This window comes from Pseudomonas sp. OVF7 (assembly GCF_030644265.1).
Taxonomy (GTDB): Bacteria; Pseudomonadota; Gammaproteobacteria; order Pseudomonadales; family Pseudomonadaceae; genus Aquipseudomonas; species Aquipseudomonas gorinensis.
Genome location: NZ_CP128996.1, coordinates 3,160,182 through 3,175,452, shown reverse-complemented (window position 1 = coordinate 3,175,452; position 15,271 = coordinate 3,160,182). Strand labels below are relative to the sequence as shown.

General features: G+C 62.8%; 13 protein-coding genes. All 13 read right to left on the bottom strand.

Annotated elements, in window-relative coordinates:
* Positions 1 to 64: 64 nt before the first annotated feature.
* The 13 genes from QU606_RS14650 to QU606_RS14590 all read right to left on the bottom strand — a co-directional run bounded on the left by QU606_RS14650 (position 65) and on the right by QU606_RS14590 (position 15,266).
* Complete coding sequence (locus tag QU606_RS14650; RefSeq protein ID WP_240968764.1) at positions 65 to 1,015, bottom strand: LysR family transcriptional regulator; 951 nt, start codon at positions 1,013 to 1,015, stop codon at positions 65 to 67.
* Positions 1,012 to 1,743, bottom strand: a complete 732-nt coding sequence (locus QU606_RS14645) for a FadR/GntR family transcriptional regulator (RefSeq protein ID WP_304998502.1) — start codon at positions 1,741 to 1,743, stop codon at positions 1,012 to 1,014. The genes QU606_RS14650 and QU606_RS14645 overlap by 4 nt, the downstream gene beginning before the upstream one ends.
* Positions 1,740 to 2,525, bottom strand: coding sequence for a cyclase family protein (locus tag QU606_RS14640; protein WP_024074559.1), 786 nt, complete (start codon positions 2,523 to 2,525; stop codon positions 1,740 to 1,742). Before QU606_RS14640 ends, QU606_RS14645 begins: the two co-directional genes overlap by 4 nt.
* Positions 2,512 to 3,519, bottom strand: a complete 1,008-nt coding sequence (locus tag QU606_RS14635) for an NAD-dependent epimerase/dehydratase family protein (protein ID WP_304998501.1) — start codon at positions 3,517 to 3,519, stop codon at positions 2,512 to 2,514. The genes QU606_RS14640 and QU606_RS14635 overlap by 14 nt, the downstream gene beginning before the upstream one ends.
* On the bottom strand, positions 3,510 to 4,502 hold the full coding sequence (locus tag QU606_RS14630) for a fumarylacetoacetate hydrolase family protein (protein ID WP_304998500.1): 993 nt from the start codon (positions 4,500 to 4,502) through the stop codon (positions 3,510 to 3,512). Before QU606_RS14630 ends, QU606_RS14635 begins: the two co-directional genes overlap by 10 nt.
* Positions 4,499 to 5,071, bottom strand: a complete 573-nt coding sequence (locus tag QU606_RS14625; RefSeq protein WP_102623752.1) for a cupin domain-containing protein — start codon at positions 5,069 to 5,071, stop codon at positions 4,499 to 4,501. The genes QU606_RS14630 and QU606_RS14625 overlap by 4 nt, the downstream gene beginning before the upstream one ends.
* 62 nt (positions 5,072 to 5,133) lie before the next feature.
* Complete coding sequence (locus tag QU606_RS14620) at positions 5,134 to 6,087, bottom strand: PDR/VanB family oxidoreductase (protein ID WP_304998499.1); 954 nt, start codon at positions 6,085 to 6,087, stop codon at positions 5,134 to 5,136.
* Entirely contained in the window at positions 6,084 to 7,124 is a 1,041-nt protein-coding gene (locus QU606_RS14615; protein ID WP_304998498.1) for an aromatic ring-hydroxylating dioxygenase subunit alpha, read from the bottom strand. The genes QU606_RS14620 and QU606_RS14615 overlap by 4 nt, the downstream gene beginning before the upstream one ends.
* A gap of 48 nt (positions 7,125 to 7,172) precedes the next feature.
* Positions 7,173 to 8,375: an MFS transporter gene (locus tag QU606_RS14610; RefSeq protein ID WP_277378406.1), complete on the bottom strand. Its 1,203-nt coding sequence runs from the start codon at positions 8,373 to 8,375 to the stop codon at positions 7,173 to 7,175.
* Positions 8,376 to 8,501: 126 nt separating this feature from the next.
* Positions 8,502 to 11,030 (bottom strand): RND family transporter, encoded by a 2,529-nt coding sequence (locus QU606_RS14605; protein WP_150293447.1) that lies wholly within the window; start codon positions 11,028 to 11,030, stop codon positions 8,502 to 8,504.
* A 4-nt stretch (positions 11,031 to 11,034) separates the two neighbouring features.
* Positions 11,035 to 12,138, bottom strand: a complete 1,104-nt coding sequence (locus QU606_RS14600) for a YCF48-related protein (protein WP_168233136.1) — start codon at positions 12,136 to 12,138, stop codon at positions 11,035 to 11,037.
* A 71-nt stretch (positions 12,139 to 12,209) separates the two neighbouring features.
* Positions 12,210 to 13,574 (bottom strand): DUF1329 domain-containing protein, encoded by a 1,365-nt coding sequence (locus QU606_RS14595; RefSeq protein WP_102623750.1) that lies wholly within the window; start codon positions 13,572 to 13,574, stop codon positions 12,210 to 12,212.
* A 12-nt stretch (positions 13,575 to 13,586) separates the two neighbouring features.
* Positions 13,587 to 15,266: a DUF1302 domain-containing protein gene (locus QU606_RS14590; protein ID WP_304998496.1), complete on the bottom strand. Its 1,680-nt coding sequence runs from the start codon at positions 15,264 to 15,266 to the stop codon at positions 13,587 to 13,589.
* Positions 15,267 to 15,271 lie beyond the last annotated feature (5 nt).

The following is a 15,271-nucleotide window of genomic DNA, read 5'->3' as shown; positions in this document are numbered from 1 at the left end:
TGACTGACACCCTACGAGGCACATCCCCCACCGAATACTGCTGGGGATCGAAAGCAGCTATCGCTCAAATCGATGGCATCGCCAGGCTGCCGATCAAGCGTCGCACTTCACGGGAGGCACGGGTCAAGGGGCGACGTGGTGACTCGACCAGTACCACAAAGCGCTCGAGAAGCGGCTCGACGATACGTGACGAACTCAGTCGCGGGTCCAGAGAGCCCGGTAGCACAGAGGCGATCGCATAGCCGCCACCCGCGGCGACGACTTCATATTGGAGCTGCACGGAGTCGGCTTCGACGGCAACGCATAATTCCACGCCTTGCTCGGTGGCCAGATGGTCGAGCCTGGCCCTCAACAGATGCGGTCGCCCAGGCACGACCAATGGCAACCTCGATAGATTTTTTAATGCAATATCTCGCTTGACGAACAGCGGATCGGCGGCCGGTCCTACCAGGTGCAACGGCAGCCTGGCCACAAGATGGGCCTGCCCGATGCTTGCCTCGCTCTCGCGCAGCACCAGCGCCATATCCAGACGACCATCGTGCAACTGCTCTTCGAGTTGAGCGCTCGCGCCCTCGATCAGGTGCAACCTCACACCGGGCATCTGGGCGCGTACCGCAGAAAAAAGCGTCCCGGCAAACCGACGCACCGCAGACGGCAACATGCCCACGACCACCTCCCCCACCGGCTTTCCCCGCAGGTTGCGAATGTCATCGGCAAGGCCTTCAGCGTCCGCAAGAAGATCCGATATGCACGGCAGCAGTTGCTCTCCAAATTCGGTCAGGACCACCCCGCGCCCCGTGCGATGAAACAGGCGCTCGCCACATTGCGACTCGAGCAAGGCAATATTGCGACTTACCATGGACTGCGGCATATCCAGCAGTACCGCGGCTTTGCTGAGACTTCCAGCCGCCACGACACGCACGAACAAGGTCCAGCGAGGGTCGATGATGGTCAGCGCTGTTGCCGGATAGTGCGAGCCATTGCCCGGTACATCGGCATTCTGAAGGTCCTTCATGGCCTAAACTCTTGGCGAGCCTGATGCAGGTACTCGCGACTGTCCTGAAGGTGCAGGCGCATGGCCGCGCGCGCGTATTCAGCGTCCTGGTTGAGGATCGCCTGATAGATCTGTTCATGCTCGCTTTGCATGCGCTGTTCATAGTGCAACGGCTCATCATGAAACAAACGCGCAGAATCCAATCGACTGCGCGGAATGATGATCACGCCCAGGTTGGCCAGTGTGTTGGCGATGTAGTGATTACCTGTCGCCTGGGCAATGCTCAGATGGAACTGAAAATCCAACGCCGCCCTGTCATTGACACTGACGGCTGGCTGTCCGAGTTGATCGAGAAGCCCCCGCAACCCGGCCAACTGATCCGGACGACGTCGCTGGGCGCACAGCCCGGCAGCTTCCACCTCAAGACCGATTCGAAACTCCATGATCGCCAGCGAATCATCGAGGATGCCGAGGGTAGCCGGGTCGATGAATGCCCCCAGCGACAGGGCGCTGCCGCGCACAAACGTGCCGATCCCGTGGCGTGTCTCAACCATTCCAGCAGCCTGTAGACGCGACATGGCCTCGCGCACCACGGTCCTGCTGACCCCATGCTCAAGCATGAGGGCCGACTCGGTGGGCAACTGTTCACCGCCACGCAGTCGCCCCTCCAGAATCTGCCCTGACAGCAGCGCCTCCAGCCCCTGGGACAGGCTGCTGCGTTTTTTTCCTGCGGCCGCCGGCACGTTCACGCCTCGAAAATCGCTACGGCACGGACGAAACCGGCCGACGCGTGCCGGATCTTGTAGGGGAAGCAGGACACCTGGAAACCATGGGCCGGCAGGCACTCCAGGTTGGCCAGTTTCTCCATCTGGCCGTAGCCGATGTCACGCCCGGCCTTGTGCCCTTCCCAGATGATCGAGGCATCGCCCGTGGCCGCGAAGCGTTCGCGTGTGTACTTGAACGGCGCATCCCAGCTCCAGGCATCGGTGCCGACCACACGCACGCCGCGCTCGAGCAAATACAACGTAGCCTCGCGGCCCATACCGACCCCGGCATCCAGATACCCTGGCTGACCGAACAGCGCGCCGGCGCGGGTGTTGACCAGGACAATGTCCAACGGCTGCAGCACGTGGTCGATGCGCGCCAGCTCCGCCTGCACTTCGGCGGCGCTGACCACATGGCCATCGGGCAAATGACGGAAATCCAGCTTCACGCCAGGTTGCAGGCACCAGTCCAACGGCAACTCGTCGATGCCGAAAGCCGGCTTGCCACCGTCGGTGGTCGAGGCATAGTGCCAGGGGGCATCCATATGCGTACCGCTGTGCGTGGTGATCTGCAGGCGCTCAGCCGCCCAGGATTCGTCGCCAGGCAGTTGCGCCTTGGACAGGCCGGGAAACATCGCGGCCATCTCCGGCCAGCCTTGCTGATGGTCCATGTAGTCGATTTTCGGCAGCAACGGCGGTGGATCGGTGTAGGGGTTGTTGTCCAGGGTAACGGACAGGTCCACGAGGCGGCGTTTAGTTGATTGCATGTTCGCTCACTCCAAGCGCCACCCGCCCACGCGCACGACGCGCCGGGGCAGCAGCATTCAAACTGTTTCGTATCAAGGCGGCAGCCGAGCCGTCATGGCGAAAGCCAAGAGCACGGGCCAGAGGGGTTTTCATGGCCGGGAAGTTGCCAAACAACGCTTGCAGCCCGGCATCCGGTGCGAAGCTGATCAGCGCACGGCGTTCCTGGCCATAGGCAGCGGCCAGGGCATCGATGACCTGGGCAATGGACAGGCGCAGCAGCGGGAGTTGCCAGACGCGTGACTCGCCAAGCTCGGCGGCCGGCAGTTCGGCGGCCCGTAACAGGTTATCCACGCAACACCGCACCGACATCCACCAGGCCTGCGCCTGCGGTGAAACCGGGCAGCAATACGGCTGGCCTTCGGCGAAGGCATGCAGCAGGTCGCTCATGAACGCCGAGCGCAGCCCGTTGGGTTCATGTGGACGGGCAACGATGCCGGGCAGGCGTACGGCACGGCCGTCCACCTCGCCTCGTCGGGCCAGGTCGTTGAGTGCCATTTCCACCATCGCCTTGTGCGCACCGTAACTCAACTGCGGGTGTGGCACGGCGCGCTCATCGAGGCGCGCCGGCAGGTCGCCGCCGTACACCGCCACGCTGCTGGCATACACCAGCACCGGCGCGCCAGGCTGCTCGCGCAACTGGTCAAGCAACTCCAGGCTTGCCAGCAGGTTGACCTGATAGCCCAGTGAATAATGCTGCTCGGCCGCTCCCCCAGGGATGCTGACCAGGTGAAAAACCACATCAATGCCATCGGCCAGGGCGCGACGCAATAACGCGGCATCGGTCACACTGCCGCAATGCCGACGCAGGCGTTTATCGTCAGCAAACCCCACCAACTCTTTATCCAGCAGGATCAACGCGCTGATCGAGCGGCCTTGCCATTCATTCGCCTGGAGCAATCGGTTGACCAGCGCCCGGCCGACAAAACCATTGGCCCCGGTAATCATCACGCGCATGGGAGGCCTCCGCGCACGACACGTTGGTCTATCGCCCCGAAGACCGACTGCCCGCGCAGGTCGAGAACTTCCATGCGCACGCGATCACCGAAGCGCATGAAGGACGTCTGCGGCGCCCCTTGCTCGATCATCTCGACGGCACGACGTTCGGCGATGCAGGCCGCGCCAACCGTGGGGTCGGCATTGGAAACCGTGCCAGAACCGATCACGCAGCCGGCCCTGAGGCGCCGGGTCAGCGCCGCATGGGCGATCAACTGATGAAAGCCGAAATGCATGGCGCCACCGTGGGCATGCCCGAACCACTGGCCATTCCATTCGACCCTCAGTGGCAAATGCACACGCCCGTCCCGCCAGGCCTCGCCCAACTCGTCGGGGGTGATCGCCACCGGGGCAAAACTTGACGAGGATTTGGCCTGGATAAACCCGAAGCCGGTCTTCATTTCACGGGGGGCGAGCGCACGCAAGCTGACATCGTTGACTTGCACAATCAGCCGAATATGGTCGGCGGCGTCTTGCGCCGAGCAGCCCATGGGCACCTCATCGACCACCACCGCGAATTCACCTTCAAAGTCGATACCGTGGCTTTCACTGGGCAGCACGATGTCGTCGTGGGCCCCCAGGAAATCATCGCCACAGCCCTGATACATCAAGGGTGTGTGTTCAACACCTTCGATCGGATCCAGCGCGAACGCTTTCTGCATGCGCTCGCCATGACTGAGGAAGGACGAGGCATCCAGCCATTGCCAGGCACGTGGCAAGGGTGCGGCAGCGTGCTGCGGATCGAAGGCGAAGGCGCCGGCCAGGGTGCCTTCATTCAAGGCGTCGTAGCGCGCGCGTAACGCGGTTTCGACGCTCGACCATTGTTCAATGGCAACCTGCAACGTCGCCGCAATATCGCTGGCATCGGCCGCCCAGGCGAGGTCGCGCGACACCACCAGCAGGCGACCGTCGCGGCTATCATTCTTGAAGGTACTGAGCTTCATGCCTGGCCTCCTTGCAGTTCGGGCGCGAAGCGGCCATCCAGCAGGACAAACAACATGCGTGCCATCTGCTCGGTGCGATTGCTCCAGGCGTGGTTGGTACCTCGCTGCACGACGATGTCACCGCGCTTGAGGTGCACTTCCTCGCCATCGAGCACCAACCAGACCTCCCCCTCCGTGACCACGCCGTAATCGAGGGTTTCGGTGCGGTGCATCAGCTTGTGTTTGGAATCTGCCTGCCCCGTGCCGGCATGGGCCTGGCCAATTTCGGCGAAGGCCGCCGCGGCATCCTCGGCGCTGACTTGGTTCTGTACGCTGTCGGGCGGGATATCCACCACACGGATAACGCTGCCCAACGGCGCCGGACTCAACTGAAGCGGCTTGCGGGTGGGGTCCTCGCCATTGTCGAGTAAGGCCGGGCTGGCACCACTGTTCCAGATCTCATGGAATACCGTACCAGGCACGGCCTTGAGCGGGAAGCTGTTGGGTGTCGGTCCGCTGAGCGCGACCACCGCCTGGCCGTGGGCATCGTGCCCGGTGACCACGCGTTTGAAACCTGGAAGTTGTTGCATGTTCGACTCCTCAATCAGTTGGCAAAACACCGCAGCGGGTAGAGATGGATGAATGGAAAACCTTAAAGATCGAGCACCAGCCGGGCACTCCTGGCACGCGAGCAACACGGTGTGAACTGGTCGTTGCGGGCCCGCTCGGCATCGGTCAAGAACATGTCGCGATGCTCCGGCTCGCCTTCCAGCACGCGCGTGATGCAGGTGCCACAGATGCCCTGCTCGCAAGACAAAGGGATGTCGATGCCGGCCTCCAGTAGAACCTGGGCAACGCTGAGCGTGGCCGGCACTTGGAAACACTGTCCGGTGCTGGCCAGTTGCACTTCGAACCCGCCCGCCTCACTCACCGGGGCAGCAGCAGCGGTAAAGTACTCACGGTGCAGTTGCGTTTCGGCCCAGCCCTGCGCGCGCGCGGTGCCGAGCACGTGCTCCATGAAGCCATTGGGGCCACAGACGTACAGATGACGGTCACGGGTCGGCGCGGACAAAACCCCAGCGCTGTCCAGGCGCTGGCTAGCCTCGCCATCGTCCACATGAACGTGCACGCCATCGGCGAACGCCGAATGGCGCAGGTACTCGATAAAGGCCATGCGCTCGACCGAGCGGCCGCAGTAGTGCAGCTCGAAAGGCGCGCCGATCCGCGCCAGGCGCTCGGCCATGCAGAGGATCGGTGTAATGCCGATGCCGCCCGCGAACAGCACGCTGTACCCCGCCCCATGCTCCAGCGGGAACAGGTTGCGTGGCTCGCTGATCCGCAGCCGGCTGCCTTCGTGCACTTGCTCGTGCATGGCCTGGGAACCGCCACGAGACGCAGGGTCGAGCAACACGCCCAGCAGGTAGCGGTGGCGGTCTTCCGGGTGATTGCACAGCGAGTACTGGCGCACCAGGCCATTGGGCAGGTGCACATCGATATGCGAGCCGGCACTGAAAGCCGGCAGCAGGGAATCCTCGGCCGGGGCCAGTTCAAAGCTGTAGATGCCTTCGGCTTCGCGACGCTTGCGGGTCACCACGACATCGATCATCTCGGGGCACTCACTGGCTGCTCAGCGGCAATCAAGCGACGCAGAACACGTCGGCAACGCACGGCCCCGGCATCGACTGGCAACAACACAGGGTTGAGGCCAAGCAGCTCAACCTCGCCAATCTGGCGCTGTTGAGCCTCGACCATGGGCTTGTCTTCACCGGCGAAAATCCCGATCAACATGTCCTGGATGAAGGTGTTCAACTGCGCATTGTCCTGCTCGAAACTGCGTGTGTTGGCGAAGAAGTAATGGGTGTTCGTCGCGTCCTGCGGCGTCATCAGATGCAGGTTCCAGGTCACGGGCCCCTCTTCCCTGGGGCGGCCGGGCGGCGTGGCGCCACTGCCCAGCAGCATCAGGCCGGGGGCGTGCCAGATGACTTCGGCCCAGACGTCTGCCCGGCTCGGGTCTTCAAGATGAGCGCCGAAAGCCGGTGGGGGGACATCGTCTGGCGCCCACCAACTGATGCGCACGCGGTCGTTGGGCAACTCCTCGATGGTCGCGCGCGTGCGTGACAACGCCCCGCCACCCAGCGTATCGGGGTGCAGGAAATCAACGTGGCTCAGGTCCATGATGTTGTCGGACAGCAACTCGTAGTGCGCGCGGGTTGGCAAATACCCATGCCCCTTGGCATGGGGTGGGGCCTGTTCGAGGAAGGAAAAATCAGGGATCTGCGCCTCGTTGGCCAGGCTCGAATCGCCAGGCCAGACCCAGATCGCCCCATGCCGCTCGACGACCGCGAACGCGCGAACACAGGCCGCCTTGGGGATGGTCCCATCGCCATGGGGATTGTGCGTACATTGGCCACTGCCATCGAAACGCAAGCCGTGGTACGGACACTGGACGCTATCGCCGACAACCTTGCCCATGTGCAGCGGGGCAAAACGGTGTGGGCAACGATCGGCGAGCGCCTGGATCACACCCTGGCTATTGCGAAAGAACACGATGGGTTGCTCGACGATGGTCCTGCCAAGCATCCCACCTTGCGTCAGCTCGTCTGCCCATCCAGCGATGTACCAGGTGTTGAGCAAATAACTCATGATGATCTCCTCATTGTTCTTGTTTTCATGAAATGTCGAATAGACAGATCAGCGATCAGGCTCTGCGACGACCGCGCCGGCAAACGCGGCCCCGCTGCCTCGCAACCGAAGGCAGGCCAGGGCCACCACAAGTTGAAGCCCTGCGATGATTCCCAGTGCGGCAGGCAAGGCGCCGATCACCCCGCCGGTGATCGCCAGCACCACCAGTGGGCTGGCGAACTCACCGGCAAAGAACAGCGCCGTGAAGCCGCCGGCCGCGCGGCCGCGCTGCTGGAAGTCGACCTGGCTCATGATCCAGGTGAGCAGGGTCGGCATCATCAGGCCGATGCCCAAGCCGTTGATCAGCACGGCGACCACCACCAGCCCATGACGGTCGGCCACCGCCAGCAACCCGCCGCCGATAGCGGCCGCGAAGAAAGCCAGGAGCATCTGCCGAGGCGCCGGGACACCACGCAACAGACGGAAACTCAAGGCGCCGACCAGTACGCCGAACTGACTGGCGCCCATGGTCAGGCCGATCTGCTGCGACCCTTCGACATGCAGCAGGTTGAGCAGATAACTGACTTGTACCGGCACGATGAACAGGCTCAAGCCAGCCAGGAATGCCAAGGCATACAAGGGTGCCAGGGCGCGCCAGGGGAATGCCCTGTCCGCTGTGGTTGTCACGGTGACGGCCTGCGCACGCGGCTCCCACAGCAACCAGGCCATCAGTGGCAGGAACACCAGCCCCAGCCCATACAGGGCAAACGGCGTGCGCCAACCGTGCTCGCCGAGCACACCGCCGACGGCAATGAAGATCGCCGCCGACAGCGAGGTCGCAACCATTTGCAGCGCGAATATGCGTTCACGTCGCGCGCCGCTGTAGTAGTCCCCCATCATCGTGGTGCAACAGGTCATGATCGCCGCCTCGGCCACACCGATGCCGGCGCGGCTGATCACGATGACCTGCAGCGACTCCAGCCATAGCGGCAGCACGCCACAAACCGTGTAGAGCACCATCGCACCGATCAGCAACGGCTTGCGCCCCAGTCGGTCGGCGATGATCCCGGCGACGGGGGCCAACAGCGCAATCATCAACGCCGGCAGCGTCAGGGCGATGGGCACCAGCACCGCGACACCTGGCGTGTCGGCAAAGTGTTCCTGCATACGCGGCAGGATCGGAGCCAGCAGCACCGCACCGAGCACCGGCAGGCAACTGCCGAGCAAGAGCAACAAGGACTGCGGCAGCCGCGCCTGGCGTTCAACGTTCATCACGCACCTCCGCTGATTGGGTCGCGCAGAACGCCATGCCGAAGGCGCTCAGGCCGGCGATAAGGTCAAGCCATAGAGGCTGTCGGAACAGATACATACGAGGCATCGCAACGTCCTTTCTTGTTGTTATGGCGCGACCGGATTAGCCGCCACAGAGACTGTCTTCTTGCACGATGAGTGCTGTTCCCTGGTCCTCTGCTCGGCGGTAACGGGCGTCAGCGCCGCAGTGACCAGGCAGTGGGGCTCATCCGCGACTGTGTGCCCCACCGGTTCCTTGCTCACACGCTTGCTCGGCAACAGGAAGTGAGCCAGGGCCGGCAGCAGAACCAGGGCACCGACCATGTTCCAGACGAACATGAAGGCCAGCAGCACACCCATGTCAGCCTGGAACTTGATCGGCGAAAACATCCAGGTGGCCACGCCGATCGCCAGGGTCACCCCGGTCAGCATCACCACCTTGCCGGTGGACAGCAGTGCCCGGTAATACGCCTGCGACAGGCTTGAGCCCTGGCGCATATGCCCGAGCAGGATGCTCATCACGTACAGCGCGTAGTCAACGCCAATGCCCACGCCGAGGGCGATCACCGGCAGGGTCGCGACCTTGACGCCGATGTTCAGCCAGACCATCAGCGCCTCACAGAGTACCGAGGTGAGCATCAGCGGAATGACCGCGCAAATCGTGGCGCGCCAGGAGCGGAAGGTGACCAGGCACAACAGGATCACCGCACCGTAGACCCAGAACAGCATTTCGCGGTTGGCCTGTTTGACGACAATGTTGGTCGCCGCCTCGATCCCGGCATTGCCGGCAGCCAGGAGGAACTGGACCTCGTCGGTATTGTTCGCCGCGGCGAATTGCTCGACGTGATCCACCAGGCGGCTGAGGGTTTGCGCCTTGTGGTCGGAGAGGTAGACGTACAGCGTCAGCAGGCTGCAGTCTTCGTTGTAGAGCCCGCGTGGTGCCCCGGCGGTGACCATGTTGAGCATCGCCTGGTTGTTCTGCAGCTCGTACCACTTCGGGCTGCCTTCGCTGAGGCCGACCAGCATGCGGCGGTTGAGCAGCGCCAGGGAATTGGTCGAATCGACACCCGGCAACGTGCGCAACTGCCAGTCGAGGGCATCGACCTTGTTCAGGATGTCATAACGCGAACAGGCGCTGGCGGGGGTCTTGATCATGACCGCGAACAGATCGCTGCTGGCGCCGTAATGCCGGGTCAGAAACGCATCATCCTGGTTGTAGCGCGAATCGGCCCGCAGCTCGGGCGCGCCGGCATCCAGATCACCGACCTTCAATTGCAGGCTGACGATGAAGCCGAGCGTCGCCAGCGCCAGGCTCAGGGCGATGCACAACGCCGCCCAGCGCCGCTGGGTGAACAGGTCAAGGAAACGCCAGAACCCATGGCGATGCTGACCGGCCTGTTCAGCGTGCTCGCTTTTCAGGCTCAATCGCGCCGCACGGCGGCTGACCCCAACGTAGGAGAGCAATATGGGTAGCAAGATCAAATTGGTGAAGATCAACACCGCCACGCCGATACTGGCGATCATCGCCAGGTCCTGGATCACCTGGATCTTGATGATCATCAGCACCGCGAAACCGACCGCATCACAAAGCAGCGCGGTGAGCCCGGCAAGGAACAGGCGGCGGAACGTGAAGCGTGCGGCGACCACCCGGTGCATGCCGCGCCCGATGTCCTGCATGATGCCGTTCATCTTTTGCGCCCCATGGCTCATGCCAATGGCAAACACCAGGAACGGCACCAGCACCGAATAGGGGTCCAGTTGATAATTCAGTAACGGCAGCAAGCCAAGCTGCCAGACCACCGCCACCAACGAGCAGAACACCACCAGCAAGGTGCTGCGAATGCAGCGGGTGTACCAATAAAGCACGACCGTGGTGATCAGGATCGCCACGGCGAAGAAGATCAGGATCTGCCGCAGGCCGGCAATCAAGTCCCCGACTTTCTTGGCAAACCCGGTGATGCGAATGTCGATGCTGTCGCTCTGGTATTGGCTACGCAACGCCTCCAGCTGTTGCGACAGCTGGGTGTAGTCCAACGCACGGCCATCCGGGGTTCGCTGCAACAGCGGTACTTGAATGATGCTCGATGCCTGGTCGAACGCCACCAACTGGCCGAGTTCATTGGACAGCTGCACATTGCGCCGCAACGCCGCAAGGCTCGCAGCGCCGCCATCGTATTTATCCGGAATGACCGGCCCACCCTCCAGGCCCGCTTCGGTCACTGCCACCCAGCGCGTGGCCGGCGTCCACAGCGACTTCATGTACGCACGGTCGACACCGGGCAGCAGGTAGATCTTGTCGCTCAACGCTTGCAGGGTCTTGAGGTAGGCGCTGTCGTAGATATCGCCCCGCTTGTTGACCACGGCGATGCGCACCGCATTACCCAGCCCGCTCAGCTCCTTCTGGTGCTCAAGGTAGTTGGCGATATAAGGCTGATGGGTGGGGATCATTTTTTCAAAACTGGCATTGAGCTCGACACGACTGGACTGCCAACCCAGCACCAACGTGGTCGCCAGACACAGCAACAACACCCACAGGCGATGGTTGAACAGGGCTCGTTCGAGCACCGAGCCAGAACGCGGATCGAAGTCTTCGAACGCATTGGCTGGGGACTGGGGGAAATTACCAGGAGACGTCATAACCTCACTCCGAAGCGGCAGTGGCTGGCTGCGCAAGACGCTGCAGCCCGGTGAAACCAGCAACGACCAGGCTGCCATCGGCGGCCTCGATCACACTTGAAACAGGCTTGCCCAAGGGGTTGCCCAGTGGCAGCAGCGCCGCCCCGGTCTGCTCGCTGTTGCGAAACAGCGTGCCGCCCTGGTTGACCAGCAGCAGCTGGCCGTCGGCCAGGCGGATGGAGTCGTTGAAGGAGATGGGTATGGGAACTGACAAGCGCTGGAAACTTGCGCCGGCATCGTGGGAGACAAAGGCATTGCCCTTCAGGCCAGCGACCACCAGTGCGCCATCGGCGCGGCTCTGCAGGGTGAAGAAACTGCCTTCGTAGGGGCTGTCCAACTGACTGAACGACAGCCCGTCGTCGTCCGAGCGCGCCAGGTAACCCTGCTCGCCAGCCAGGAACCAATGTGTGCCCTGCCGACTGATGGCGTACAAGTGCAAGCCGTTCGGGTTGGCGATACGCCCCATGAGCGACTGCCAGGTGGCGCCACCATCGGTGGTCAGCAGCGCCAAACCGTAGGCACCGACGATCAACCCGCGGCGGGCATCGACGAATTCCAGTGCCAGGAACGGTTTGTCTGGACCATCGGCGACAAGACGCTCGGCATTTTGTATCCGTACCAGCGCGGCATCCGGGTCGCTAGCCGTGGCCTGGTCCGCCTTGGCGGCGTCCAGTTCCAGCTGCGCCACGCGCACGCCGTCGAGCTGCAACGTCCAGTGCTCGCCACCATCCAGCGTCGCCAGCACCACGCCCGCGTGGCCGACCGCCCAGCCCTTTTGTGCATCAACGAAACGTACCGCCGTCAGGCTGACCGAGACCGGCACCGACGCCTGGCGCCAGGTTTGTCCATTGTCGTCGGAGAGCAGTACCAGGCCACGCTCGCCTACGGCCACCAGGCGTGTACCGGCACGCGCCAGGTCGATCAATACGCTGTTCTGCGCAGCCGGTACCCGCATGGCCGGGGTATTGAGCGGCACGCCCACCGCAGCCTGCCCCGCCAGGCACTGGCTCGTGACGAAGGGCAAATACAGGGCCAGGAGCAAAGCACCCGCCTGACTGATTCTGTTCATAACCTACCTCGGACAAACACTCGTACCCCAAGGACATGCCGACGGGCATGCCCTTCACGCTCGGTTCAGGTTTAACGCACGCCGCGCCCGGCCATCGCCGCAGGCGAGAACTCCGAGGCCTTGTAGCGATCAACCGCGCGATACTGATCCGGCAATCCGGCGTAGACGTTCTGGATAAACCACGCCCCCGAAGTCAGGTCATAAAAACCCGAAGACAGTTGCACCAGGCCAGGCAGGTCAGGCAGTACGGACGGCAGGGACCAGAGGGTCTTGGCCAGTTGACCGCTGGCATCCCAACGGTCACCGAGCAGGGCTTGCCAGGTGTCTTCGTCGAGGTAGTAGCGGCCTTTGGGCAGTTGGTGACGCTTGCCGGCGGCCAACGTCGACTCGACGACCCAGACGCGGTGCAACTCCCAACGCACGTAGTCAGGATTCAGATGGTGCTTGGCGAACAGGTCTTGCGGCTGGGCGGCGGCCTGCACCTTGTTGGTGTTGTAGGGAACATACATTTCCTGCTTGCCCACCAGTTTCCAGTCGAACCGGTCCGTGCGCCCGCCCCACACGCTCAGCTCGTCGAACGACATGACGCCAGCGGTGGACGGCGTCGGTGTATCGCAGCAGGCGTTGGGCAGCGTGCGCACCCGGCGCTGGCCGCTCAGATAGACATGGGCCTGGGATTTGTCGCCGTTGATGTTCTCACGCCCCAGGATCTGTTCGCCGGCACGAATCGCCGGGCCGAGATTGACGAAGCGCACCAGCCAGTAGTCGCCCGAGAAGTTTTCAGGGCCACCTTCCTGGAAGTAGTAAGGCATTTCCTGGGTCAACAAGCCGTCGCTGGTCATCACCTGGTTGCCGTCGGCCGTCATCAGATAGTGGCGGAAATGCCCCGCCACCGAGGTGCCGCGCCAGTTCAGCAGGTGGTTCCAGATGGCTTCGGTACCGTTCTGTGGAATCGGAAACGGGATCCCGCCATAGGCACCGTCGGGGATCAGGCCGGCGCTGCTGTTGACCAGTTTGGCGCGGGTCGCATTCTTGAAGGTGTTGTCATACACCCACTGCGGCGCGGCCGCCGTGCGCCGGGTCGGATAGACATCGATGCGATAGGTGTCCGGGAAGCGCTTGAACAGTTCCTTGGTGCCGTCGCTGAGCTTGTCGGCGTACTTGGCCACGTTTTGCGCGGTGATGCTGTACAAGGGTTTGTCCGCGGCAAACGGATCGCTGCGCTTGCCCCCCGGAACGTAGGCCGGATCGACCTTGGTGTAGCCACCGTCCCAGGCGGGAATGCTGCCATCGGCATTGCCTGCTTTCTCGGCACCAAAGGGCGTCAGGGTCTTGCCCAGTGCGGCGGCTTGTTCGGCGCTGGCGGCCAGCGTCATCGGCGCGGCAACCGCCAGCAGGGTCAAGCACAAGGCCTTTAGAGTGAACTGAATGGTCATGCGCGAATCCTCTTAGAACGTGGTCTTGACGGAGAAGGCCAGGTAATCCCGGTCCTTCAACGACTGCTTGTAAGTGAACTGGCTGGCAGCGTTGAGGCTGGTGTCCTCGGGACCGTAGTAGTGCGTGTAGGTCAGCCCCACGGTCACTTGGTCCAGGTAGGTGGCGGAGACGCCGATGTTCATGTCCCCTCCTCTATCGGGACCAAACCCGCTGATCACCGCCGACTTGCCCATGGGGAAATAGCTGATGCCCAGCGGCACGCTGATATCGATGCCGGGGAAGAACTGGCGATAGGTGGGCGTGTACACCAGCTTCAAGCCCAGGCCATCGTCGGTGGCGTTGGGGTCGAGGGCTGCGCGGTTCCGGGTCACGGCCAGCAGGCGGTTCCAGGCCACTTCCCCTGTCAGGTTGGCTTCATTGGAAACGAAGGAAGGGCCCAGCGATGCCAGGACGTTGAGGTTGACATGGGCCGTCCGGCCAACCGCGTACAAGGCGTTATCGTTGTTGTCCGCCTCAACGCCCGGCAGGACGGTCTGGGCGTTGGACACCAGCGGCATGTTCCAGCGCATCGATGCCTCGCCGGCAAAGCTGTACTCGTCCACGGAGGTCGCGAAACTGGCGCCCAGGACACGGATATCTTCCGGGTAGACCCAGGAATACTCGCCGACTTGCCCGGTACTGAAGTTCGGCCCGGTGGCATTCGGTTTCAAATACAACGTGGGCGTTTTCTCGTGATACTGCAGCGCGTACAGGCCGTAATCCGTCGTCCCGGTGTTGAACTTGAGCTGCAGGCCGCCCTGGCCGGAGTCCCTGGCTTTCTTATCCTTGCCATGGAAAAAAGCCGCCGGGCTATTGGCATTACCGCCAAGGACATCCGGGAACGGCCCGCCCGTGATCAGCCGTTCATTGCCCTCGCCGATGGTATCGCTGGTGGAGAAATAGCTGCCGGCGCCCGGCAAGCGGGTGGCCTCCCACTCCAGTTGGTAGAAGGCGCCCAATGACACACTGTCGGTCAGTTGGTAGGCGGTCGAGAGCTGATTGACCGGCCGGGTGATTTCCTTGAACTGAGTGTTGGGCACCGATTGCGCCTTGACCACGTCCACCGGCGCCATGGCACCGGCGATGCCGTTACTACCGAAGAACAGGCTCTCGCCCCAGATAAGGCCGTGGCGCCCCGCGCGAACCGATAAGGCACGGTCGGCCAGGGTACCGTTCCAGTAGACAAAGGCATCCAGCAGTTCGCCATCGCCACCATGCAGATGACGCGTGTCACTGGTGAACTCGTCGAAGCCCACCGAACGCTGGTTGGCACTGGCCGCGTCGTGGTTGTCGTTGCGTTCCTGGTAAACGGTGTCGTACCAGGCTGCACCGCTCACGCGCGCGCCGAAGTCGCGATAACCGATGTCCAGTTCGGAAAGGATATCCAGGCGATCGGAAATCAGCCCCTTTTTGAAGTTGTGATCGCCGTCGTTCTGGTTCAGCGCCGTCTGCCCCTCGCTGAGCTTGCTGCTGGGGTCCTTCAGGCGCCAGGCCGCGCTGTACTTGAGCGTATTGTCCCAACGCAAGCTGAGATCGGGATTGCCGGTATCGATCTGAAATGCCTGGGCGGCCGTGGCGCCGAGTCCCAGGCTGGCCGCAAGGGTCAGGGTAAAGGGGACGCGCCGCGACGCAGCGATCTTACGAGTAGCCATCGAAG

Coding starts and splice junctions, on each gene's coding strand:
- QU606_RS14650 (WP_240968764.1), bottom strand. CDS start 1,015: ATGAAGGACCTTCAGAATGCCGATGTACCGGGCAATGGCTCGCACTAT.
- QU606_RS14640 (WP_024074559.1), bottom strand. CDS start 2,525: ATGCAATCAACTAAACGCCGCCTCGTGGACCTGTCCGTTACCCTGGAC.
- QU606_RS14635 (WP_304998501.1), bottom strand. CDS start 3,519: ATGCGCGTGATGATTACCGGGGCCAATGGTTTTGTCGGCCGGGCGCTG.
- QU606_RS14630 (WP_304998500.1), bottom strand. CDS start 4,502: ATGAAGCTCAGTACCTTCAAGAATGATAGCCGCGACGGTCGCCTGCTG.
- QU606_RS14625 (WP_102623752.1), bottom strand. CDS start 5,071: ATGCAACAACTTCCAGGTTTCAAACGCGTGGTCACCGGGCACGATGCC.
- QU606_RS14620 (WP_304998499.1), bottom strand. CDS start 6,087: ATGATCGATGTCGTGGTGACCCGCAAGCGTCGCGAAGCCGAAGGCATC.
- QU606_RS14615 (WP_304998498.1), bottom strand. CDS start 7,124: ATGAGTTATTTGCTCAACACCTGGTACATCGCTGGATGGGCAGACGAG.
- QU606_RS14610 (WP_277378406.1), bottom strand. CDS start 8,375: ATGAACGTTGAACGCCAGGCGCGGCTGCCGCAGTCCTTGTTGCTCTTG.
- QU606_RS14605 (WP_150293447.1), bottom strand. CDS start 11,030: ATGACGTCTCCTGGTAATTTCCCCCAGTCCCCAGCCAATGCGTTCGAA.
- QU606_RS14600 (WP_168233136.1), bottom strand. CDS start 12,138: ATGAACAGAATCAGTCAGGCGGGTGCTTTGCTCCTGGCCCTGTATTTG.
- QU606_RS14595 (WP_102623750.1), bottom strand. CDS start 13,574: ATGACCATTCAGTTCACTCTAAAGGCCTTGTGCTTGACCCTGCTGGCG.
- QU606_RS14590 (WP_304998496.1), bottom strand. CDS start 15,266: ATGGCTACTCGTAAGATCGCTGCGTCGCGGCGCGTCCCCTTTACCCTG.